Here is a 23535-nt window from a genome sequence, read left to right as displayed (position 1 = left end):
GAGAAGTTTTGGATCGAAAAGTGGACTCTTCCAAAGAACCCCAAAGGTCTAAACTTTCGGTTTTACTGAGTAGTTCTAAAAAATCTTTTCCACGGTTCCAAATCAAACATTGGATCGATTCGGGAGCACCTAAGATTCTAAAACGGACGTGCTTTCCGTCCGTCATCGGTTTTGTATGGTAGACCTTCGCGTTTTTGATCGAATACAACGGGACTGGATTCTCGTGACCAAACGGTTCGAAGATGGAAAGTTCCTGAAAGATTTTAGGATTCAATTCTTCCGGTTGTAACGAAATGAGACTTGGCGTTTGTTCGAGAGTCGTTTGTTTTTGTTCTTCTTCGAGCCAATTATCTGCGTGTTCAAAAATCGCTTTTGCAAGTTCTGGAATTTTTTCGAGATCAAGAGAAAATCCACCCGCTTCCTTGTGTCCCCCGAATTGTAGGAAAATGGATTCCGCTTTTTTAAGAAGATTCAAAACGTTTTCTTTTCCGTAAGCACGAATACTTCCTTTCGCGTGTCCGTGATCCGGAGTGATGAACAAAACCGGTTTTTTGTATTCTTCCACCAGTCTTGTGGCTACGATACCGGAAACGCCCGGTTCGAAATCCGGTTCGTAACAGAATAGGACCGATTTTTCGGTTCTTTCCTTTTTTCGCTTTAAAAAACCGTCCACTTTGAATAGGTTTCTCTTGGTTCTTTCTTTTCTTTCCTCGTTGAGTTTTTGAAGTTCTTTGGCGCCGGTCTGAGCACGTTGCGGATCTTCTTCTAACAATAGATTTAATGCGACTTCGGTGCGGTTCATTCTTCCGGCGGAATTGATCATGGGTCCGAGTACCCAACCTAGATCCTTGGAAGTCACGTGTTTATCCGCGAGTTCCATAAGCTGAAGGAGTTGAAAGAGTCCTTCTCTATGCCTGGTTTCCCTGCGATGTAGTTTGAACAGAATCTTGCAACCTTCTCTTACGATGATCCTATTTTCACCGTGGAGGGGCATCATGTCGGAAACGGTTCCGACCGAAGCCAAATCGAAGTTCTGAAGATACTGTTCTAGGATCGCCGGGTATTTTGAAAACTCCTGATAGAACCATTCTCTTTCCGGGTAAGGGGACTGGAACGTATAACTTTCATCCCGAATCGAAATGGGAAATTTGGATTCCGCTTCCTGTCTGTCCCCTCGAAAGATCAGTTTTCCTCGGTATATTAAATATCCTGAAAATAGAGAATTTCCGTCTCCGATCCAGGTAGCGTGTTTGTATTCTTCCAAGGAGGAATAGAGATAAGCTTGTATAAATTTGAGGGCAAGAACCGACGTGCAGATTTTTTCGTTCGGATATTGGGAATCCTGTCTTTTTGGGGAAACGAGATAACAATTGGGAATTCGTTCTGGAATCTCGTGATGGTCTAGAACAATGACCTTGATTCCTAAAGAGGCGAGTTCATCGATTTGAACGTGATTTGTGGTTCCAAAATCCAAAGTGATCAAAAGATCGGGTTTATTTTTCTTCACGAATTTGAGGGCGGCGGGACAGAGTCCGTAGTCTTCCTCGTTCGAAGTTTTTAAGATCAATTCTCCCCGATGGATCTTTTTTAAAAATCCTCCGAGCAGACTCGTAGAAGAAACTCCATCGCAGTCCCTGTCGCCGAAAAGAAGAATCTTTTTTTCGGTCCGAACGAATTCTTTCAGTAATTCCAAGGCCGGTTCCAAGTCCGGCAACAAGAACGGGGAGGGGAGTTCTCTGAGTCCATGATAAAGAAGATGTTCCGGGTGGGATTTTTCCCGTAAATGGGTTTCGTAGAATCGATGTTGAAGAGGACTCAAATACTGACGGAATCCGGAAGGATGTAATTCCTGTAAGCCCGGGCCGTGTGAAAAAGGGGAAAGTTTGGGCATTTTTACATAGCGCTATTTCCGCTGAATTTCGCCCCGGATTCGATCTCTAAATCGGGCGTGCGGATATCACCAATTACTTTACCGGTTTTTCGAATCGCTACCTTCTCGTTTGCGGAAACATTTCCTTTCAGATTTCCTTCCACTTCCAGCATTCCGGTTTGAATGTCCGCTTCTACTTCTCCGGTGTCTCCCACCACGAGTTTTCCCGTAGTTTCGATGGTTCCTTTGAAGTTACCCTTGATTTTCAGGGAATTGCTGAATTTTAGTTTTCCCCGGAAATGGATATCGTCTCCGATAATTGTATCGATCTGTTCGTCGTTCATTCTGGTTCCAAGTTTTAGGGTTGGAGAGGCAGTTTCAAATGTTTTTTCGGATTCAGACGGGAAAGATTCCAATGTGTTGGGCATGCTAAAGCCGATTGACAAATTTCATCTTAGAAAAGCCGAAAGGAACGAGATTATGAATTTGTATGAGAAAGCTCCGATTCGTAATATACCCATAAATTTTTGACTGATACAAACTTGAGGTGATGGCAGAGCTTTTCTTATAAAGATGTGGGGAACTCTCACAAACTTTTTAAAATTTCACGGATGATTTCTCCAGGGTCGGCTGATGAAGAGCTTTTGAGAATTTTATCTACTTCTTTGCTGGCGGTTTTTTCTTCGAAACCTAGCTGAACCAAACCCAAAATCGCGATCTCTCTCTTCCTCGAAATGGCGGCTTCTTCCGGTGTTTGCGAAAAAGAGGAAAGAGCGATCGAGGATTCTTTTGAAGTACCTGATAAAAAGAGTTCCAGCTTTTTAAGATTTTGTTTTACTTCAAAAAAAATCTTTTCCGAGGTTTTACCTTTTACCTTTGGAATTTTTTCGAGTTCTTTGGCTTCTCCAGATTGAGCGATTCTATAAAGTTCTTCCGCTGAAAAAAAAGAAAGAATTTTGAGGGCTGTCAATTCTCCGATTCCTTGAAGTCCTTTGATGACCTTGAAAAATTCTTTGTCTTGTTCGGTTAAAAATCCGAAGAGTTTCTGGCCTCTTTCACTCATTGCGTGAAAAATTTGAAATTGAATTTCGTTGTGGGATGGAAGACTTTTGAGTTCCAGATAGGTTTTGAAAGAGATCGTTACTTCGTAAGTGATTGCGCCGGTCTCAATGTGTGCAAATCCGACTTCTAATTTTTTAAGAGTTCCTTTCAAACCTGAAATCATTCTTCCACTTGGAATTTCGCGGTATTGTAGTAAAGATAAAATTTCCAATGATCTGACGCTTCTCAGAATGCTGAATAGCGACCTGCGCATTTCTCCGACAGACGTTTTCGGGCGATTTTAAGTAGTAAACAGATAGGGATTGTGACGGAAAACAGTTGCGAGAAAATCTTTTTGAAGATCAAAATTTTTGGAGAACCGTTTTTTAAGAAAATATCAGCTCGGGTTGTGTTAATGATTTTTGGATAAATAGTCGTTTGAAAAAGAATTTTAAACCTCAAGGATAATTCGAGCATATCGTCTTTTTTACGACAACACGATGAAATTTTTATGAACCCGATTGATTATTGTGTCTATGGGATTTTAGAACTTCTTGAAATTTATCCAAGACACGTTATAGATTTAATTTGCAAATACGTTGTCTTTCGATTACGTTTCGATTTTACTATTTTTGTGTTGACTTAGCATTTATTCACTACTAAGTTGTTTAGTATGAAAGATTTGACAGACAAGCAACAGGCTGTCCTTACGTTCATCGCCGCAATCATTAAGGAACGTGGTTTTCCTCCTACGATTCGAGAGATCGGAGACGAATTTGGAATTACAGCAAAGGGCGCTTATGATCATCTCAAAGCGATTGAAAAAAAAGGGTATCTCAAGACCGCTAAGAACCAATCCAGGGCCATAGAGCTGATTCGCCAGAGTCCGATGGAATCGATTCCCGTTCAGGCTACGAGTATTCCGGTAATTGGAAGGGTTGCGGCTGGTCTTCCGATCTTTGCGGACGAGAACATAGAATCGTATATCCCTGTTCCGGATGAGATGGCAAAGGGAAATGTTCCTATGTATGCTCTGCGAGTTCAGGGAGATTCCATGATTGAAGTCGGAATCGACAATGGAGATATCGCAATCATTGAAAAGAGAGACATTGCTCGAAATGGAGAAATTGTAGTCGCTCTAATCGAAGACGAGGCAACTTTGAAAGTATATTACAAAGAGCAGGATCAGATTCGTCTTGAGGCGAGAAATCCGAAATACAAACCAATCAAGACTAAGAAAGCGATCGTGATCGGAAAGCTAGTTGGTTTGTATCGAATTTACTGATTGACAGAGGGAGAAACTCGACTGAGACTTCGGACAGAGTGTTTTCACGAATTTTTTTCCTTTTTATCATCCTTCTTTTTATTGTTCAATGCAGCCCTCTTAAAAAAGAAATCACCGAAGGTGATTTAAAGAGGGTTCTGGAAAGAGTTAGTATCGCACGAATCAACGCGAATCTCAAATCATCTTCCGAAAAATCTGCACCTAACGATCTCACGTTTTTTTTGGAAGCTTGTTCTGTGTACCGATTCGATCCGGATAGCGTATTAAAAAGTTTAAAATTGAAAAGCCCCGTTTTATATGAGGCATTGATCGAAGAATATGAAAAATAAAGAAAGAATGGTCTGGATCGGAATTGTTTCCTTTCTCAGTTTCGCGCTTATTTTCCCTATTGGAACCGTAAAAGGGATTTCCAAAACCGGAGAATCTTATCTTCAAATTTTTCATGAGGTATTGTCAACCATTCATTCTGATTATGTGGAATCCGTGGATGAGGAAAAACTCTACCAAGGAGCCATTCGAGGGCTTATCTCTTCTCTTGGAGATCCTCACTCCCGTTTTATGGACAAGGACGATTTTTCCCAACTCCAAGAGGAAACTCGGGGGAGTTTCGGCGGGCTGGGGATGGAGGTTTCTTTTGCAGACGGAGCCATTGTAGTTATTTCCCCGATTGAAGACACACCCGCGATGAAAGCGGGAATTCTCCCCCAGGATAGAATCATAGAAATCGATGGGAAGAACACCCATGATCTTTCTCTTTCCGATTCCATCAAATTGATGAGAGGGAAAGTAGGAACATCCGTTTCGATTAAACTCGAAAGAAAAAATCAGAAAGAACCCATTCTTCTGACTTTAGTTAGAGAAATGATCAAGATCCGTTATGTTCGATCTTTTTTCTTGGAAAAAGAAAAACTGGGTTATATCAAACTCAATCAGTTTATGGGAAAAGATAATACGCTTTCCGAGTTTAAGAAGGAGCTGAATTCTCTCAAAGAAAAAGGCGCTGAAGGACTAATTCTGGATTTAAGAATGAATCCGGGCGGACTCTTGGATCTTGCAATTGCTCTTTCTGACTTATTCTTAAAACCGGATTTAGATATTGTATCTGTGCGAGGAAGAGGAGGGGAGCTTGTTCGAGTTTTTCGTTCGACAGCGGCAAATGATAAGATTACAAATATACCATTAGTCGTTCTCATCAACGAAGGTTCCGCGAGCGCTTCCGAAATTTTTGCGGGGGCTGTGCAGGATCATGGTAGGGGGAAAATCCTTGGGACGGTTTCTTTCGGAAAAGGTTCCGTTCAAAATATCTATCCTCTTTCGCATAACACTGGAATTGCGCTTACGATCCAGAAGTATTATACTCCGAGCGGAAAGTCAATTCATGGAAAAGGAATACAACCTGACGTGGTCGTAAAATCCATCGAGCCGACCGAAGACGATCGTTTTTATATTCGCAAAATGGCCGAGAAGAAAATGCTCGAAAACTTTCTTGCAAAAAATCCAAATTACTCCGAAGCAAATCTCGCTCTTTTCGAAAAGTATCTTGCGGAAAAAGGAATCAGACTTTCCACAGATGTCGCTAGGTTCTTATACAAGAGTAGAATCCGTCAAGAAGGACAGAACGTGATTCCTGATTTGGAACTTGATCCACAACTTCGTAAAGCGATCGAAATTCTCAGTATTTCTAAAGACGGGGAAAAAAAATCTTAAATTCATGATCGGAATGGGAATCGAAACCAGTTGTGACGAAACCTCCATCGGAATCATACGCGACGGGAAAGAATTACTCAGCCTCAGAATTTTTAGCCAGATTGATTTACACAAACCTTATGGAGGGATTGTACCGGAGATTGCGTCCCGCGCTCATTTGGAAAAGATCAATCTTCTCTTGGAAGAAGCGATGGAAGAGGCAAAGATTCGATTCGAGGATCTTTCTTACGTCGCAGTTACTTCTTCTCCCGGATTGACTGGATCCTTGATGGTCGGGGTACAGATGGCTCGTTGTATAAATATGGTTTATGAAACTCCGATTTTACCGGTTTGCCATCTACAGTCCCACTTTGCCGTGTTACACCTTGAGGGAGTTCCCGCAGAATTTCCGGTTTTAGGCTTACTACTTTCCGGGGGAAATTCCGCCATTTATACCTTACAAGAATTTGGCAGGATGGAGCTTGTTGGAGATACGATGGATGACGCTTTGGGAGAAGCGTTTGATAAGGTTGCAGGTCTTTTGGGTCTCCCTTATCCTGGTGGACCTCATATTGAGGCGAAAGCAAATGAGTACATTCCGGCCTCGAATGAAAAACCGATTCTTCCTCCTTTATTACGAAATCTGCCTCAGGAAGAGGTATCTTTTTCTTTCAGCGGACTGAAAACAGCGGTGATGGTTTTGCTGGAAAAACAGAAAGAAGTTTCCAAGGAGCAAATCTGTTGGAACTTTCAAAATTCCGCTTTCGATTTGGTGGAAAGAAATCTGAAACGAGCGGTGGCGAAAACTGGAATTCGCAAAGTTTTTGCGGCGGGAGGAGTATTGGCAAATACGACTCTTCAGAATCGATTGCAGGTTTGGGCGAATAAAAATTCCGTGGAACTTTTTACTCCCAAGAAAAAAATTTATTGTACTGATAATGGTGCAATGGTAGCTTCATTGGGATACCATTTGTTCCGAAAAGGTTACAGAAAAGGTGTCGATTTTACGGTCAATCCATCCAGACAGGAGATTTTTTCATGAAACTCAAACTCAGTTGGGTTCCGAATACTCTTACACTCGGAAATCTCACGATGGGATTCAGCGCGATGCTCGTAGCATCAGAAGCGGGATCTAGGGGTGCAAGCGAGTTGCAGGCTTATACCTTGGCGGGATTTTTTATTCTTCTTGCTGCACTCTGTGATGGGTTGGACGGAATGGCCGCGAGAGCACTAAATGCGACTTCTGAACTGGGAGCTGATCTTGATAGTCTCGCCGATTTGACTGCGTTCGGAATCGCTCCGGGTTATTTGATCTATCAGATGGTTCTCTGCGAATATAAGATCGACGTCTTCGGAAAGGAGGACCTATTTCCGATCGGAATGCTCGTCGCCGCGATCTTTCCAATTTGTGCCGCATACAGACTCGCAAGATTCAATGTAACGCACGATCCGAAATCCTTTACTGGACTTCCTTCTCCGGTTGCGGGAGTTACCGTGGGATTTTTTCCGATTTTTTTGAACGCGAATTCCGCACCTCATTGGATTACGATCTCCGCATTTGTAGCGATTGCGATATTGATGGTTTCTAACATACGTTATTCGAAACCGCAGGTCGTGATCCGATCCAAACTCAATCCTACGAGATTGTTTTTACTCGTCGCAGGGATTACCATTCTTTTGATGCTCGTGGGATTTAATCGTTGGCCTTGGCTCATTTACGGATTGATTTTCTTTTATATTTTTTCAGGAATCATGACTTTTCTAATTCATTTGATCCAGGAATTCCGGGTCAAACTAGATTAATATTGGTAAAAAACGAACTCCTGTTTAATTAGTTTTGAAGATAATGGCTCATTAAGTGCCCGTCTCAAAACTTCAAAATGTAGGAATTACTACAATCTTAAACGACAGGAAAAATCGCCAATGTGAGTAATCTGTAGGAACTCCCACGTTTTGTAGAAACTTGCTGGATCGTTTAGAGATATTTTTTTAAGGTTTTGAGACGGGTTCTAAGTAAAATTTCCATTTAGATTGGCAGTTCCCGAACTTTACCAAAAATATCAAACTCGATTACTAAAGCCTACCACGTTTTTTGTGAAATAAAAATGGAATCTTTATATTTCGGTAGAACTGCAAGTCGTCCGCATATCAAAAGAGAATTTACTTTCCGTTAAGAAAGTTGTGATAGGTTTGTCGCTTCTGCCTGAAATTTATGGGTGCAAGTTCGCCTTTCCTTGGAAAATGAATTTCCAAGTTTCAAGATGTTGGTGATTCGTGTGATCTTGCTTGTCAGATATTTCTCTGAGTTCTCTTGTGTAACATCTTATTTTTAGAAAATTGAAATTCGAATGAGTTAGGTACATTAAGAGCGTGTCTTAAAAACCTCAGAATATAGAAACCTCGACGAGAACTTAACAGTTATAAAATATGCTTGAAGCTCGTAAACTACCAAAGGGGCGTAATTGATGGCAACTTCTATATCTTATTACGAATTTACTGAATCATTGTGACTAAGGTTTTTAAGACAGGTTTTAAAGTGAAAGGCCTTATGGGCTTTGTATTGTTGTAAAAGAAACCGTTTTGAGTGGACAAAGAAAATAAAAATCAAAATTCTAATTTTCATAGTTATGAACCCAACAACTCACAGGATTCAAGTTCGAGATTCGAGACAAACATTTCCACTCAAATCGGAATCCGTGGATTTGGTTCTTACCTCGCCTCCTTATCCGATGATCGAAATGTGGGACGAACTTTTTTTTGGCTTTTCAAAAGAAATTCGAGAAAGTTTTCCTATTGATCCCAATCTTTCTTACGAAAAAATCCATATCGAACTCGATAAGGTTTGGAAAGAATCTTTCCGTGTTCTGAAAAACGGAGGTTTTCTCGTAATCAATATCGGAGATGCAACGAGAAACACCTTCGCAGGTTTTCAGATTTATATGAATCATGCGAGAATTCTACAAGGATGTAACTCGATTGGTTTTCAAAGTCTTCCAGGAATCCTTTGGAGAAAACAAACGAACTCCCCCAACAAGTTTATGGGTTCCGGAATGCTTCCGGCGGGTGCGTACGTGACATTAGAACATGAGCATATTTTAATATTTAGAAAAAATAATAAAAGAAAGTTCGCGACTAAAGCCGAACAATTCTCCCGTGCGCAAAGCGCGTTTTTTTGGGAAGAACGCAATTTGTGGTTTACCGACCTTTGGGATTTCAAGGGAAAAAAGCAGAGTCTGAACCCACTTCTTGCAGGAAGAGAAAGAAGTGCAGCATATCCTTTGGAGCTTGCAAACAGAATTATACTGATGTATTCCTTAAAAGGGGATGTCGTTTTGGATCCTTTTTTAGGAACTGGGACGACCACTTTGGCGGCGATCGGGAACTGTAGGAATTCGATCGGATTTGATTTGAATCCGGGTTTATTCCAAACTCAGTTCGAAAACTTGTCTTCTCTCGGCGAAAGTCTCAATCGAATTGTCGAAAAACGTAAACACGATCACGATCTTTTCGTACAAACCAGGCAAAACGAAGGAAAACCTCTTCTTTATTTCAATCAAAATTTGCAAACTCCCGTTGTAACCAAACAAGAAAAATTTCTGAGCTTAGAAAAAATTGCCCGACTTTTTCGTAACTCGGATGAAGAAATCGTAGTCGAGTATTCCCCTCTGCTTCAAACGTCGCAACTCGAACCGGCTCCTGTCGTATAACTGTAACAGTGTTCGTTTACTTCCAGAGGCTGAAAATCGATGGCCAGGGTCAATATTTTTTCAATCCATCCAAACTCTTTATTGAAAACTGAGTCGCTTAAAGTCGATATTCTTTTTTCAAACAGTATGATCGAAACAGTTAAAAAAATTATGAAATACCAATTTCTATTCTCTAAAATACTTTTTTCTTTTCAAGAAGCCGTTCATTATAAAATTGCACTGAATCCGGAATTGTTGGCTTTTTTGAATAAGAATTCTAACTTTTAAAACGAACTTATTACAGCATTCTTTTTATACTTCCGAGTAGTAAAAGTTTGTCCCAAAACTGTCTTTTGTAAGAGCGATATTGCCACGACACTGTCATTAACCTCTGAATGTGGGGACTCTTCTATTTTATTACGAAACTCATAAATGATTGTAACTGATTTCTTTTCAGGTTTTGGGACAAACTCTAAATTTCCTTGCGACAAAGAAAAATAGGACAATACACACGGATTCAAATAAATTTAAGCAGTGATCGCCTGACATATCATTAATGGAGGTCAAATAAAAGCATGAATAACATTAATAGCAATCAGTTGTCATTAGAGCAAAGCCGAGAACTATTTAAAACATTGGAAGCCCGTTTTGAGAAAAATATGAATCGCCATAAAGGATTTGATTGGGTTAAAATACAAACAAAACTGGAAACCAATGCTAAAAAACTGTGGTCTCTCAATGAAATGGAAAGAACAGGCGGCGAGCCGGATGTTGTGGGCTACGATAAAAAAACGGGCGAATATATTTTTTATGATTGTTCAGCGGAAAGTCCTAAAGGTCGCAGAAGTGTTTGTTACGACGGCAAAGCGTTGGAATCAAGGAAAGAACATAAGCCCAAAGATAACGCTATTGATATGGCTTCTAACATGGGTATTGAACTTTTAACAGAAGAACAGTATCGAGATTTACAGAAGCTTGGAAAGTTCGATACGAAAACGTCGAGTTGGGTGAAAACGCCTTCTGATATTAGAAGGCTTGGCGGGGCTATCTTTGCCGATTTCCGTTACGGACACGTTTTCGTGTATCACAACAGTGCAGAATCTTACTATGCCGTCAGAGCGTTTCGTGGTTCGCTCAAGATCTAAATTTGATTCAAGTAAACTCGAACGGGTGTCGGAAGTGAAATGAATATCAACTCAATAAGTGTTGAAACCATAATGCGATTTTTTCTTTTAGCGATATGGATCGTAAATTAAGTTTTTCTTTTTGGATGTTAGGTCAATGAGCGTTCGGTTCTTTTGAGGTAAATGTAAGACGATTGCATCTCTCACAGACTTCTTGCGGAATAATTCCCCATTGCATCAGATAGCCAAATACGAAACATCCGGCGCAAAAACCCACGAAGGATTCCAAAGCCGCAAAAAATACGAGGATTCCCAACGTGATTTGAAATGCTAAAATCTGCCCTTGTACCAGAAGTATCAAAGAAGTTAAGCTAAATAAAAACCCTACTCCTTGAGCAAATCGTTTCGGCGGCCCTGCCACGGTTTTATTTCCCAGTTTTAGTAGAGGAACGATTCCGTGAATTGCAAGTCTCGCAAAGAGGGAAAACTTTGGTCCGTATAAAACCCGAGCCGTAAATCCGTAGAGTAAGGCTAGATTCAGCCAAATTGATTGAGTTAGCAAGGTTGCAATCGTGAGAAAAAAAACGAGTCCAGCCACCGATCTTGCGGCGTACTCATTGACTGAATCCGGAAATTTGCCGACTTGAATCATAAACCTTCCTTCTATCTAAGATAACGACAGATTTAATTCTTAGACCTAATTTCAATCAAAAAATTGTCAAATATTTCTGTAATAGCTTAAATATTTTATTATAACGTTGGAATTTCTGCTATATTTGTCCAAACTTTGAACTTCACAAACGTTTTTAATGTTGGAAAATATTTTTAGTTTTTTTGTTTGGTTCAAAATTACGTTTCATTTTTTTATCAGGCTTTTTATTAACCATGAGCGCGATCTGTAATGTGGGTTCGGCGGTTGAAAATGAGAAAGAATTTTTCAAAAGTAGGAGTTCCTACAATTTTAGAATTTGTTCGCGACATCATGATTTGCGATAGTTCCCACATTTAAGAAGTAGATTTACGAAGTTTAGATTCCAACTTTTTCCAAAAAAATGAATCATGGATTTCTTACGCCGAATTCACATTCAGTAAAATCTCTTTTAAAACTATAAGTTCCCGCATTTTTGTAAAACTCAAGGCGTCTCGCTTCTATGGTCCTCAGGCGGGACTGGATTGTCCAAACTTTCTCCAGGAATTCATGTTATTCAAAAAAACCTTTCATCTCCGGACTTAAATGGCTTTCCTGTCCATATTGTCTTTTTTAGAGATTTGTCACACTCATGATTGATAAACTGATCCGAGCTTCGATTAAAAACAGAGCCTTGGTTCTGGTTTTGACATTCATGATTACCCTTGTGGGAATTTACAATGCGTACTATCTTTCGATCGACGCAATTCCGGACGTGACCAACGTTCAGGTTTCCGCGGTCACTTCCTCTCCCGCTCTTTCTCCTCTCGAAGTGGAACAGTTCATTACATATCCGATCGAGATGGAATTTACCGGTCTTCCCAATGTCACTGAAATCCGTTCCATCTCCAGAGCTGGGGTAAGTTCGGTGACAGTCGTTTTCAAAGACGGTACGGATATCTACTTTGCGAGACAACTCGTAAATGAGAGAATCAAACAAGCCGAGGCGATCATTCCTCCGGGCTACGGAAGACCCGAACTCTCTCCGATCGCGACTGGTCTAGGCGATATTTACGAATTCGTTCTCACATCGGATCGGCATTCTCCAGAAGAATTGAGAACCTATATGGATTGGGAACTTTCCCGCGAAGTTAAGTCCGTGGAAGGGATCATCGACGTGAACATCATCGGCGGTCAGGTTCGTCAGTATCAGGTTAAGATTGATCCGAAAAGACTCGCGGTTCATAATCTCACTCTTTCTCAAATTTACAGAAAACTGGAATCCGCGAATCAAAACACGGGGGGCGGTTACATCTCCAAGAACTCGGAACAGATCGTGATCCGAGGCGAAAGTCAGTACAAATCCATCGAAGATATAAAAAATACGGCGGTTACGACCGCTGGCGATGGAATTCCACTTTTGTTGGGCCAGATCGCGGAAGTGGAAATCGGCCCAGCTCTTCGTTTTGGTCTCGTGACCAAGGATTCCAAAGGAGAAGTGGTCGGTGCTACTGCCATGATGCTCATGGGTCAGAACTCCCTTGAAGTCGTAAAAAAGGTCAAAGTAAGAATCCAAGAAATCAAGGAAAGGCTTCCTCCCGGAATGAGGATCGAAACCTTTTACGACCGTTCCGAGTTTATCGGGAGAACGTTAGGCACCATATTTACGAATCTCGCCGAAGCAGCGGCGCTCGTCGTAGTCGTATTGATCCTTGCCCTCGGAACCGTGAAAGGAGCGTTACTCGTCTCTTTGGCGATTCCGATTCCGATGCTCGTCGCCACGATTTTTATGAACGCATTCGGAATTGTGGGGAACTTAATGTCTCTCGGAGCTCTCGACTTTGGTCTTCTTGTGGACGGAACGATCGTGATGCTTGAATCGATTCTCCACGGTTTTATCTTAAAACGTTCTTTTTACGAGATGCAGACAAAATTGGGAGATAGGGAACTTGCTGCGGAGGAAATTATTACGGACGCCTGCGTTCGCGTGGGCCGTGCTGCCACGTTTTCGGTCGCGATCATTCTGCTTGTTTATCTTCCCCTGATGAGTTTGGAAGGTGTGGAAGGAAGGATGTTCAAACCGATGGCAATTACTGTAGCGCTTGCGCTCGGTGCCGCTCTTTTATTCTCCCTGACTACCTTTCCCGCTGCGGCGAGTATCATCTTTAAGAATCCGGTTTTTTTTCACAGTAAGTATTGGGACATCATCACGGAAAAATACAAACTTCTCCTCGATTTTGGAATGTCCCGCAAAAAAGAATTCTGTTATGCGGGTGTCGGCGTCGTTGTATTTGCATTGCTCTTGGCTTCTACCTTGGGTTCTGAATTTTTACCTCGAATCGACGAGGGAGAAATCGCGATCGATATCAAACGTCTTCCTTCTACCTCTCTCAATTATTCCAGGGACACGAATTCCGATATGGAAGCGGTTTTAAAAAAGTTTCCAGAAGCACTTGGAGTCGTTTCCAGAATGGGGAGAGGGGAATCTGCGGCGGAACCGGTTGGCACCGACGAGGGCGAGTCAATGATAAAGTTGAAACCTCGTAAAGAATGGACAACTGCGGAAGATAGAGAAGAGCTCATGACCAAAATGAAGGATGAGATCTTAAAATTTATTCCTTCCAGTACGATCAGCTTGTCTCAGCCGATTGAAAACAGAGTCAACGCGCTTCTTTCCGGATCGAAAGCCGATGTAGTGATCAAAATCTACGGAGATGATCTCGTAAAACTCAAGGACATCGCAGGTCAATTTGCAAATAAACTCAAAAGTGTTCCGGGAGTTGCGGATCTACGTGTTCAAAGGGTTTTAGGTCTTCCGATTGTAGAGATTAAGGTCGACCGGGAAAACATGGCGCGTTACGGAGTTCAAGCCGAAGAAATTCTTGCGACTGTGGAAGCGCTCCGATTAGGCAGACAAACCGGGAAAGTATTCGAAGGTTTTAAAAGATTCGATCTTGTGGTTCGTTTAAAAATCGACGCGACCGATTTGGAACAAGTGGAAAACATTCCCGTCTTTACTTCTTCCGGGTCCACGGTTCCTCTCGGCCAGGTTGCGGAGATCAAACTCGTGGAAGGCCCCGCTGCGATTTATAGGGAATCTCTCAAAAGAAGAATCATGGTGGAAACCAACATCCGAGGAAGGGATCTCGTGGGATTTGTCAATGAAGCTCAAAAAGTTACTGGGGAAATCGAAAAGAATCTTCCTCCGGGTTACAGAACCGATTGGGGAGGGCAGTTCGAAAACTTCACTCGAGCGAAAGAAAGGCTTGCCTTGGTCGTTCCGATTGCTCTTGCGATCATATTTTTTATGTTAATAGCAGCGTTCGGTAGTATCTACTACGCGTTAGGCGTCTTTATCGTGGTTCCTCTTGCGGTTTCAGGGGGAATCATCGGCCTTGTGATCCGAGGTCTTCCTTTTAGTATTCCCGCCGGAGTCGGATTTATTGCGGTGAGCGGGATCGCCGTTTTGAACGGAGTCGTTTATGCATCCACTCTTCGGGAAGAATTGGAAAAGGGAGCATCGATCACGAATGCGGTTTATCTCGCGGGGATTCATTCTCTTCGTCCCGTAATGACCACGGAAATTATAGCCGCGGTCGGTTTTATTCCGATGGCGATTTCTACGATGGCGGGTGCGGAAGTGCAAAGACCTCTTGCGACGGTAGTAATCTTCGGAGTCATCGTCGCCACGGTTTTTTCTCGTGTTCTTCTTCCGATCGTGATGGAATATCTTTTGAATCTATACGAAAGTCAGGAAAGAAGAAAGTCCGCAAAACGCAGACTCTTGGAAAAACGTACCTTCGGAAGCCAAGGTCATAGTTTCGCTCACGATAACAGCGAATGGTTGGAAGTTCACTCGGAGGCTCAGGAAATTGTCACGGAAAAGGAGGCTTCGGAAGGGGATTTTAAACGTAAAACTCGTAAGCCAAGTAAAAAAACAAAAAAGAGTTTTCGATGAACTTTCTCATCGCAGGATAGCTTATAGGGACATAGTCAAAACCCCTCCCGGAGACTCCGATGTCAGCCCAAAAACCGATCGTTTCACTTTTGGATCATAGCAAGGATCCGTTCAATCTTTCCATCGCTACGGCAAGGACGTGCTATTCTTCTAAAGGAATTCTTCTCCCTTCCGATATGATTGCGTCGGAGAAATCTATTGAAATCCGGGATAAAGTCGCTAAGTCCACGAAAAAGGCCGGGCACCTTACCACTCGCCAGCATCCCCAATTTATCTTCACTCTGGACAAGGTTTCTAGACAATTCGTGTGGTCTTTTCTACATTCTCATCCGTTTTATAATTCTGAACAAGTTTCCCAAAGATATGTGGAAGTTAAAAAGGAGAATTACTACGTTCCCTCCGAGTTAAATGGAAAACTTTTAGAACTTTATCTGGACGCGGTAGACTTTGCAAGTCAGGCTTACTTTTCCTACACGGAAATTTTACATCCTTTTATCCAAGAAGAATACTTTCAGATCTACAAAGCCCGCGCCAATTATCCTGACAAGTGGCAGGTTCCGATTAAAAAAAAATGTCTGGAAGTGGCACGTTATCTGCTACCTCTTGGAACTTATACCTATCTTTATCATTCCATCAACGGACTCACTCTACATCGTTACTACAGACTGATGAATTCCTACGACGTTCCGCAGGAACAAAGAACCGTGGTCACCGAAATGGTAAATCAAGTGCGAGCGGTCGATCCTTTGTATGCGGATGAGATGGATGATCCGATTCCTCTTGAAGAAACGACCGAGTATCGTTACTTCGATTCTGTATTCGGTTCCGGTAAAAGGGAATTTCATCCTGAAGTCTCAGGGAACTTCGTAAAGGAATTCGATCAAGAACTCGGAGCAAGATATTCCAGACTCGTTTCCCATTCTTCCAACGGTCCCGAAATTTTGGCACAATCTGTTCGTTCTATATTAGGAATTTCTAAATCTTCTCTGAGTGATCAGGATGCGATAGATTTGGTTTTAAATCCTGCAAAAAACAGGCATCTAACCTCCACTCTCAATGAAAATTCTATGAGTCCTATCTCCAGAGCCTTATTCAACGTTCAATATTCCTTCCAAAAAAGAATCTCTCACACTGCCGATAGTCAGGATCAAAGACATAGAATGGTTCCCGGTGGAAGACCGGTTCTCATGTCTCAATATGCTGGAGTTCCGGATTATATCACCCCTTTCGTGGTTCAAAAATATCCTGAACTCAAAGAAAAATACGACACGACTCACACTCGAATTTTCGAGAAGTTGAATCGCTTTTTGGATGCGGGAGGTTCTCCAGAATATGGTACTTATCTTTTGCCGAACAGTTTTCCGATTCGTTTTTACGAAAGTGGGGACCTTCTTAATCTACATCACAAATGGAAATCCAGAACCTGTTATAATGCTCAGGAAGAAATTTTCCAAGCCTCCGTGGAAGAACTTACAGACGTGATGAAGGTTCATCCTGGGATCGCAAAGTGGATTAAGGCTCCTTGCTGGATCCGCCTTCAAGGAGAGGTTAAACCCTACTGCCCGGAAGGGGATCACTATTGTGGAACCCAGGTTTGGAAAAGAGAATTATCCGAATATTTGAGAGTGATTTAAAACCTCTTTGTAAAACCTCTTTGTAAAACCAAATTTCGCTTCTATCGAAAAGAGTTCGGCGACGCGTTCGTTTTGAGCTTTATAGAACACGAGAACTTATGTGATGAAGATCTTTTTGTAAAGTTAAGGATATGCTTTTGTGACCCTAAGGTTTTTAAGCGAAATCTAAAATTCTTTCCCAAAACGGTTCAAGAGAGTAAAATGGTTCGAATGAAACTTACAACTACAGATCGAACCGAAGAACTCATACGCTATAGGAGACAAATCCATAAACATCCGGAACTCAGATACGAGGAAAATCAAACCGCAAGTTATGTGATCGATCATTTGAAAAGTTTAGGTCTTTCTTTTCAGGATAAAATCGCAAAAACCGGAGTTGTATCTTTGATCGATTCCGGCAAACCCGGAAAAACACTTCTCGTACGGGCAGATATGGACGCCTTACCTATTTTCGAGGAATCTCTCAAGGAATACAAATCTGTTCACGACGGGATCATGCACGCCTGTGGTCACGATGCTCATACTTCTATTCTCATGGGACTTGCGACGGAAATTAAAGAGGATATTAGGTCCATTATTCCCAAAGGAAAGGTTTTATTGGTATTCCAGCCTGCGGAAGAAGGCGGGCAGGGAGCGGATAAGATGATCGAAGAAGGAATATTAGAGAAGTATAACATAGATGCTGCCTTGGCTTTGCATGTTTGGAACCATATCCCCGTAGGAAAAATAGGAGTCGTGGATGGACCGATGATGGCCGCCGTAGACGAATTCACGATCATCGTCGCCGGAATCAGCGGCCATGGGGCCATGCCTCAACATACCGTGGATCCGATTGTAGTCGGAGCTCAGATCGTAAACGCGTTACAGACTATCGTTTCTAGAAATACGGATCCGCTTGATTCTTGTGTGGTAACTGTCGGAAGTTTTCATGCAGGAAACGCGTTTAACGTGATCCCGGAAACCGCGGAATTAAAAGGAACCGTGAGAACGTATTCCAAAAAGATGTTCGAGGAAGTTCCCGAAAAATTGGAAAGGGTGGTTTTTGGAATCGCGTCCGCGCTTGGTGCAAAAGTTTCCATCCGCTACGAAAGAACGAATCAGCCCACTATCAACGATTCCGGGATGGCGAATATAGTTCGTAAAGCTTCGTTGAACGTTCTTGGTCCGGGAAGTGTAACGGAAGAAAACACGAAATCTATGGGAGGAGAAGATTTCTCCGCATTTCTTATGAAGGTTCCGGGTTGTTATTTTTTCGTGGGTTCTAGAAATGAAGAAAAAGGATTCGTTTATCCGCATCATAGTTCCAAGTTCGACATAGACGAGGATTCTTTGTCGATTGGTCTTAACGTGCTCAAAGAAGCAATTAAAATCTATCACGAAGAAAACTGATTGAAATGAGAAGTTCGTTTCAACGCGCCTTCTTCATTGAAAGATTATATTTCGGTTAGAAAGTCGTCCGTGGACCGGACTAAGAGAAGTCCTCCACCTTTCGGAAGTTCGTTTACCCTGAATTCGGGATGATTTTCCCAGATGTCTAAATCACAAAGAATAAGATCGAACTTGTTCCAATCGGATGAATCGTTTCCCGGAGTCAGGATTTTCACTTTTTCTTTTTTGAAATTCTGTTTGATCCGGGAAGGAATTCGATCTACGGAGCCGTTCAAATCCACGATTGAAAGTTTGGAGTTGTAATTGTCTGCAAGTCTTTTGGAGATATGAAGAAGTCCGAGATCTTTTTCTTTGCCGAAGAGGATATGAATGTTTTTCACGTCCTCTAATTGGGAAGAAAATAGAATGCCCGCATTACAATCCGTTTCGTTCAGAATAGTCCGAATTTTTCCGCCGAGGATATCATCCGAAAAAAAGGAACGGGCCGCCCCGATCAAGAGAAGTTTATAATTTCCTTCGTTCACGATTCGAATGATGTCCTTTGTGATGTTCGTGGAGGTTTTGTAGATCGTTTGGAGCTGTATGTTCAAATCCTTGGAAAGTTCTTTGAGAGGAGTAAAACTTGAAGATTCGTATTTTTCCGCGTGAAATTCGGAAATATTGGAATCCGGAGATAAATGAACGGCGGTTACTTCTCTCTCTTTTTTTTTCTCGGGGAAAAGTCCATAAGCGATCTTTAATAGTTCCAAGCCTCTCGAATGTTGCGCGAAAGAGATGAGTATTCTGGTGCCGGTCGCTGGTTTTACGGTGGAGCTTTTCTTTGTAAAAAAGAATTCTACGAGTTTGAGTCCTGGACCGGTCATGATCGTTGTGGCAAGAGCCATCAAAACCATCATCGAAAAAATCTCTTCGGATAAAACTCCTAAGTCGTAACCGATGTTCAAAACGATCAACTCCATCAGGCCGCGGGTATTCATGAGAATGCCAATTGAAAGGGAATCTTTCCAATTTTTACCAGACATACGGGATGCGATCGAACTTCCGCCTAACTTTCCTAAGACGGCTACGAAAAGGATTAGAAAAAAGACCGGCCAAAGACCTGAGCTTGACAGAAGACCAAATTTTGTCCTGAGTCCCGTAAATGCGAAAAAAAGAGGAAGCAAAACGGTAAGACTGAAGTCTTCAATCTTTTCTACCAAATTGTCTCTGAGTTCCTTTTTATCGGGCATCACGACTCCAGCTAGAAATGCACCGAAGAGCGCATGAATTCCAATTGCTTCCGTGATCCAGGCCGAGAAAAAAATGAATAAAAAGAAGAAAGCGGTGATTGTTTTTGTCATCGATTCTTTGGTAGTGTATAAGTTTCCGGCTCTTCTCATCAGAGGAAGGATTCCTTTCCACATTACGAACATGTACGTTAGAGACATGACGATCATGAGAATTCCCGAAGAGAAGGAACCAGCGTTTACGATCGTGACGACGATCGCTAATACACACCAAGCGGTCACATCGTCGGCCGCGGCTGCGGTGAGTGCAAGACTTCCTAACGCTGTTTTGGTTAAACCTTTTTCCAGAATGATTCTTGCAAGTACCGGAAAGGCGGTAATGCTCATACCGGTTCCCATAAAAAGGCAAAACGCGACGAAATCCACTCCTTCCGGTGCCAACGGAACATAGATGAAATATGCAAGGCCCACTCCTAAAAGGAACGGAAACATAATGCTTGAATGAGAGATAATTACTGCGGACTCGGCTTGGTTTTTTAGAATTTTAAGATCCAATTCCATACCAATTACGAACATAAAGAGCAAAAGCCCGAGTTGACTTAAGATTTGAAGAGTGGATAAGGATTCTTTAGGAAATAAAAGTTGAAATCCTTCGGGAAATACCAAACCGAGCAAAGAGGGACCGAGAAGGATTCCGGCTAGAATTTCTCCTATCACGGAAGGTTGTCCTAGAATTGTTGCGAGTTTGCCGAAGAATCGGGCGGAAAACATGATTATGATCAATTGAAGAAGAAGTCTTGAAATTGGCTGTCTCAGGTGACCGGAGAAAATTTTTCCCATTGCTTCCACGTCTAGAAAATCCGGTCTTAGAGGAACGGTCTTTACGGGATAATTTCTTGCCTTTGTGTTTTTTTCCGATGAAATTTGGGAAGAGTGGAAATTCTTCTTTTCCGGTTCCAGGTTTTGTCCGGTCTGAAGAATAAAGCCCAAAGACAAGATGAATAAGAAAATTAGAAAAATATAAAATAACGATATTTTTTTCATCTGTTTGGAGGCATTTTAAGAACGAATTCCGGTTTCGTCATTCAGATTTTTAAAACTCTCAGGCTACCGATTAAGGAACGATGGATTCTTCTCTGAGAATTTGGGATGCGAGTGTTGCCGCTTCCAAGGGACTCGTCGGTTGTCCTAAAACCCTGACTCTCGTAAGAAGAAACCAGCGAACGTTCGTTTTTTGGAAAGAAACCCAAAACCAGGAATCAGTTTCGTCTTGGGTGTAATAAAACGCCGAATCCGATTTATAATCTTCTACTCCGCTCCAATCTCCCGCAAGATCGTGACTTCCACTTGCGTTTGAAAGAGAACCGGGTGTTCTTTTGAAAAGATCGAAAACGGTTTGAATCGTCTTTTTACGAAAAGGTGGAGAAGTTTCCTGAAGTCGGATTAAAAAGTCAGCGAATTCCGAAGGTGAGATCGTATAAGAGCCGTCCAGCCAAAATGAATTTTGAGTGAACGGAACCTGAAACGTTCCGATTTTCTCCAGAAGCGGTTTTCCTTTTTCCGGTCCGATGTCGTTCCAAAGTTTTGCGAAATACCAATGCACCGAATATTCTAAAGCGGATTTAAGATTTTGATCTTTCTGCCAACGAATGTAGGGATATCTTGTCTTATCCCAGGAAAAAAGAGACTGGTCCGCTTTTAGATAACCGCTTTCGACGGACATAAGTGCCAAAACGGAATGAAATAGGGAAGAGGGAGGTGTCTTATAGGAACATTCATTTTTTTGAAAGTAAATTTTGTCGTTTGCGGTTTGATTGACTAAGATTGCGCAGAGAAATTTACCTTTTCCGTTTAAACTTTTTTCAGAAAAAGATTTCGCGGAAGAGGTGCTTTTACAGGAACAAAGCCAAAGAGCGAAGAGGATGGATATGATGGCACTTTTCACTTGAAATCGAACGAATCAAGCCCAAAGAGAGATGCCGATCAAAATGAATACGACCGGGATATAAACAAAGAAGAAATAGATTCTTCCTGCTTTTTTCCAAGGTTTTTGCATTTTGGGACGGATGATTTCCACGAGTTCTTCTTCGTTGGCTTGATAAAGGGAAGAGGAGTCATTCATCCCGAACAAATTAGCGGCGAGACGTTTGAGTGCCTTTTCTCTGTGGGTTCGGATGTAGTCCTGACTGACCGCGACTAATGCTTTATTTTCGGAAAATAGATTTCGAAATACGACCGGAATTTCGTAAAACTTTCCGATTAAAAGACTGGAAAGTCGGGTGAAAAGTCCCAGATAAAAAAGAGAAGCGTATTTTACGGCTTCCAACTTCAAACCGAATACGATCACGAAACAAATTACATAGGCTCCGTAACCTATGATGAAACCGGCCCTTTCCAAAAATCGGTTCCAGTAGATTTCTTTTTCAAATTCAAGATTTAGGGTTTCTAGAGAGGAGGGGGTTACGTAGTTTATTGAGGTCATCGATGGATTCAAAAAAAAGAATATTCTCTTCTCAATCCATACAAAATTTCCTCTGCAAAATGACAAATCAAATCGTGTTCGAATTTCTCGTTAAAAAGACGAGCTAAAAAACTATGTCGTTTTAGACAAAATTAAATTTAGAGCCTGTCCTTTTTGTGCGTCCGTTTATAGGGATTGTTTCTGGTTTCTAAACGATTCTTTTTTTCTTCAGGGGAAAACTGCGAGAAGACCGAAAATCTTTTCATACGAGGTTTTTCGGATGTCGATCGCACTCAAAAAAAAAGAAAGAAAAATTCAAATCGGAGAATTCTGGACCTCTCGCCAGAGGCAATCTCATTCCATTCATTATAGCGTGAGTTACCGTGCCTCGTTTAAACCCGAACTCCCTGCATTTTTTTTGGATCGATATCTTTCTAAAAATAAGAGTATCGTTTTGGATCCTTTCGGAGGTAGAGGGACTACTTCCATTCAAGCGAATTTGGAAGGTCACTCCGCGATTCACAATGATATCAGCCCGATGTCTTTGTTTCTTGCTAAGTCCAGACAAACGATTCCTTCCCTCGACAGTATGGAAAAGATTTTGGGTCGATTGGATTTAAAAAAGAAAACTCAAGAGGAAAAAGAAGATAAGGATCTGCTCGCTTTTTATCATAAGGACACTCTAAACGAAATCAAAAATTTAAAACGAATTCTTTCCCGGGATCTTTCTCCCGAGATCCAATACATTGGGGTCACGGCGCTTTCCAGACTTCACGGACATAGTGATGGATTTTTTTCGGTTTATAGTTTCCCGCAGATTTCAATTCCTCCGGCGGCTCAAAAGCGAAACAATGAGAAAAGGGGAATCAAACCGGAATATAAGGAAATTAAATCTCGGATCTTGCAGAAGATGAAGCGAGATCTAAAGTCTCCGCTTCCTCCGTTTTATCATGAATTTTCAGGTAGAAATCGTTATACAAATCATTCCTCTTTGTACTTGGAATCTATGGAGGATGGAATTGCAGATCTTGTCATCACTTCTCCGCCTTTTTTGGATAAGGTGAACTATGAAGAGGATAATTGGCTTCGTTATTGGTTTTTGGATATAGAACTTCCGGATCATAAAAAGCCGAGTATTTTTTCTACTCTTGATGCTTGGATGGAATTTATCCGGGAAACTTTGAAAGAACTTTCTAGAGTTCTCAAGTCGAATGGGGTTTGTGTCATGGAAGTGGGCGATATCAAAAAGGGCTCCACTGTTTTCAATTTGGACGAGTACGTGATCCAAGCCGCTTCCGGTTCTGGTTTAGAATGGGAAACGACTTTTATCAACGACCAAAAGTTCACGAAACTTTCCAATTGCTGGAACGTTTCGAATAACGAAAAAGGTACGAACTCAAATCGTTGCGTGGTCTTTCGAAATTTTAAGTAAAAGAGGCGGCGGATCGTGTGTTTGACAGTTGCGGAGTCGCTTTGTTGTGATTTGTGAGAGTTTTGCGATAGGTTTCCCGAAGTTTATCCGTATGTCGTAGAGTTTGAGTTAGGTG

Annotated in this window: 18 protein-coding genes (1 of these 18 running past the window's edge); 11 read left to right on the top strand and 7 right to left on the bottom strand. The window is 41.8% G+C overall.

Features of this window, described 5'->3' with window-relative positions; genetic code table 11:
* The 3 genes from recJ to ruvA all read right to left on the bottom strand — a co-directional run.
* Nucleotides 1-1891: the 5' portion of a single-stranded-DNA-specific exonuclease RecJ gene (gene recJ, locus LEP1GSC190_RS11365; RefSeq protein ID WP_002764289.1), read on the bottom strand. Its footprint begins 44 nt before the window's first position; the window shows 1891 of its 1935 coding nt (coding positions 1-1891); the start codon lies at nt 1889-1891; its stop codon lies beyond the left edge, outside the window.
* A gap of 2 nt (nt 1892-1893) precedes the next feature.
* Complete coding sequence (locus LEP1GSC190_RS11360; protein WP_036036903.1) at nt 1894-2214, bottom strand: bactofilin family protein; 321 nt, start codon at nt 2212-2214, stop codon at nt 1894-1896.
* Nucleotides 2215-2456: 242 nt separating this feature from the next.
* A complete protein-coding gene (ruvA, locus tag LEP1GSC190_RS11355; protein WP_036036902.1) occupies nt 2457-3095 on the bottom strand; it encodes a Holliday junction branch migration protein RuvA in 639 nt (212 codons plus the stop codon).
* Between the two features lie 489 nt (nt 3096-3584).
* On the opposite strand from ruvA, the gene lexA reads away from it, so the two are divergent.
* The 7 genes from lexA (at nt 3585) to LEP1GSC190_RS11305 (ending at nt 10713) form a co-directional block, all read left to right on the top strand.
* Nucleotides 3585-4196, top strand: a complete 612-nt coding sequence (gene lexA, locus LEP1GSC190_RS11350) for a transcriptional repressor LexA (RefSeq protein WP_002764264.1) — start codon at nt 3585-3587, stop codon at nt 4194-4196.
* Between the two features lie 38 nt (nt 4197-4234).
* A complete protein-coding gene (locus LEP1GSC190_RS11345; protein WP_002764269.1) occupies nt 4235-4525 on the top strand; it encodes an LA_1448 family UV-C exposure upregulated protein in 291 nt (96 codons plus the stop codon).
* A complete protein-coding gene (locus LEP1GSC190_RS11340) occupies nt 4515-5903 on the top strand; it encodes a S41 family peptidase (protein ID WP_002764253.1) in 1389 nt (462 codons plus the stop codon). The genes LEP1GSC190_RS11345 and LEP1GSC190_RS11340 overlap by 11 nt, the downstream gene beginning before the upstream one ends.
* 4 nt (nt 5904-5907) lie before the next feature.
* Nucleotides 5908-6924, top strand: a complete 1017-nt coding sequence (gene tsaD, locus LEP1GSC190_RS11335; RefSeq protein ID WP_004279990.1) for a tRNA (adenosine(37)-N6)-threonylcarbamoyltransferase complex transferase subunit TsaD — start codon at nt 5908-5910, stop codon at nt 6922-6924.
* Nucleotides 6921-7685 (top strand): CDP-diacylglycerol--serine O-phosphatidyltransferase, encoded by a 765-nt coding sequence (gene pssA, locus LEP1GSC190_RS11330; RefSeq protein WP_002764263.1) that lies wholly within the window; start codon nt 6921-6923, stop codon nt 7683-7685. Before tsaD ends, pssA begins: the two co-directional genes overlap by 4 nt.
* A gap of 824 nt (nt 7686-8509) precedes the next feature.
* Nucleotides 8510-9589, top strand: coding sequence for a DNA-methyltransferase (locus LEP1GSC190_RS11320; protein WP_004280139.1), 1080 nt, complete (start codon nt 8510-8512; stop codon nt 9587-9589).
* 554 nt (nt 9590-10143) lie between these two features.
* Complete coding sequence (locus LEP1GSC190_RS11305) at nt 10144-10713, top strand: DUF4256 domain-containing protein (RefSeq protein WP_002764266.1); 570 nt, start codon at nt 10144-10146, stop codon at nt 10711-10713.
* A gap of 133 nt (nt 10714-10846) precedes the next feature.
* Here LEP1GSC190_RS11305 and LEP1GSC190_RS11300 read toward each other — a convergent pair whose 3' ends face one another.
* Nucleotides 10847-11344, bottom strand: coding sequence for a DUF4395 domain-containing protein (locus tag LEP1GSC190_RS11300; RefSeq protein WP_002764304.1), 498 nt, complete (start codon nt 11342-11344; stop codon nt 10847-10849).
* Between the two features lie 628 nt (nt 11345-11972).
* On the opposite strand from LEP1GSC190_RS11300, the gene LEP1GSC190_RS11295 reads away from it, so the two are divergent.
* The 3 genes from LEP1GSC190_RS11295 (at nt 11973) to LEP1GSC190_RS11285 (ending at nt 18301) form a co-directional block, all read left to right on the top strand.
* Nucleotides 11973-15278 (top strand): efflux RND transporter permease subunit, encoded by a 3306-nt coding sequence (locus LEP1GSC190_RS11295; protein WP_002764274.1) that lies wholly within the window; start codon nt 11973-11975, stop codon nt 15276-15278.
* Nucleotides 15279-15337: 59 nt separating this feature from the next.
* Complete coding sequence (locus tag LEP1GSC190_RS11290) at nt 15338-16912, top strand: FAD-dependent thymidylate synthase (protein ID WP_002764302.1); 1575 nt, start codon at nt 15338-15340, stop codon at nt 16910-16912.
* Nucleotides 16913-17113: 201 nt separating this feature from the next.
* Nucleotides 17114-18301 carry an amidohydrolase gene (locus LEP1GSC190_RS11285; protein ID WP_002764282.1) on the top strand — a complete coding sequence of 396 codons (1188 nt, stop codon included), beginning with the start codon at nt 17114-17116 and terminating at the stop codon, nt 18299-18301.
* A gap of 44 nt (nt 18302-18345) precedes the next feature.
* Here LEP1GSC190_RS11285 and LEP1GSC190_RS11280 read toward each other — a convergent pair whose 3' ends face one another.
* The 3 genes from LEP1GSC190_RS11280 to LEP1GSC190_RS11270 form a co-directional block, all read right to left on the bottom strand.
* The gene (locus LEP1GSC190_RS11280; protein ID WP_002764301.1) at nt 18346-20571 is read right to left on the bottom strand and encodes a cation:proton antiporter; all 2226 of its coding nucleotides are present in this window, start codon (nt 20569-20571) and stop codon (nt 18346-18348) included.
* 70 nt (nt 20572-20641) lie between these two features.
* Nucleotides 20642-21472 (bottom strand): penicillin-binding transpeptidase domain-containing protein, encoded by an 831-nt coding sequence (locus tag LEP1GSC190_RS11275; protein WP_004280061.1) that lies wholly within the window; start codon nt 21470-21472, stop codon nt 20642-20644.
* Between the two features lie 15 nt (nt 21473-21487).
* The gene (locus LEP1GSC190_RS11270) at nt 21488-22009 is read right to left on the bottom strand and encodes a hypothetical protein (RefSeq protein ID WP_002764261.1); all 522 of its coding nucleotides are present in this window, start codon (nt 22007-22009) and stop codon (nt 21488-21490) included.
* Nucleotides 22010-22268: 259 nt separating this feature from the next.
* Between LEP1GSC190_RS11270 and LEP1GSC190_RS11265 the strand changes: the two genes are divergently transcribed.
* On the top strand, nt 22269-23420 hold the full coding sequence (locus LEP1GSC190_RS11265) for a DNA methyltransferase (protein ID WP_002764270.1): 1152 nt from the start codon (nt 22269-22271) through the stop codon (nt 23418-23420).
* The last annotated feature ends 115 nt before the right edge of the window (nt 23421-23535 follow it).

It is taken from the genome of Leptospira mayottensis 200901116, from assembly GCF_000306675.2.
Lineage (GTDB): Bacteria > Spirochaetota > Leptospiria > Leptospirales > Leptospiraceae > Leptospira > Leptospira mayottensis.
The sequence above is the reverse complement of the archived record's forward strand: the minus strand, read 5'-3'. Positions and strand labels throughout refer to the sequence as shown.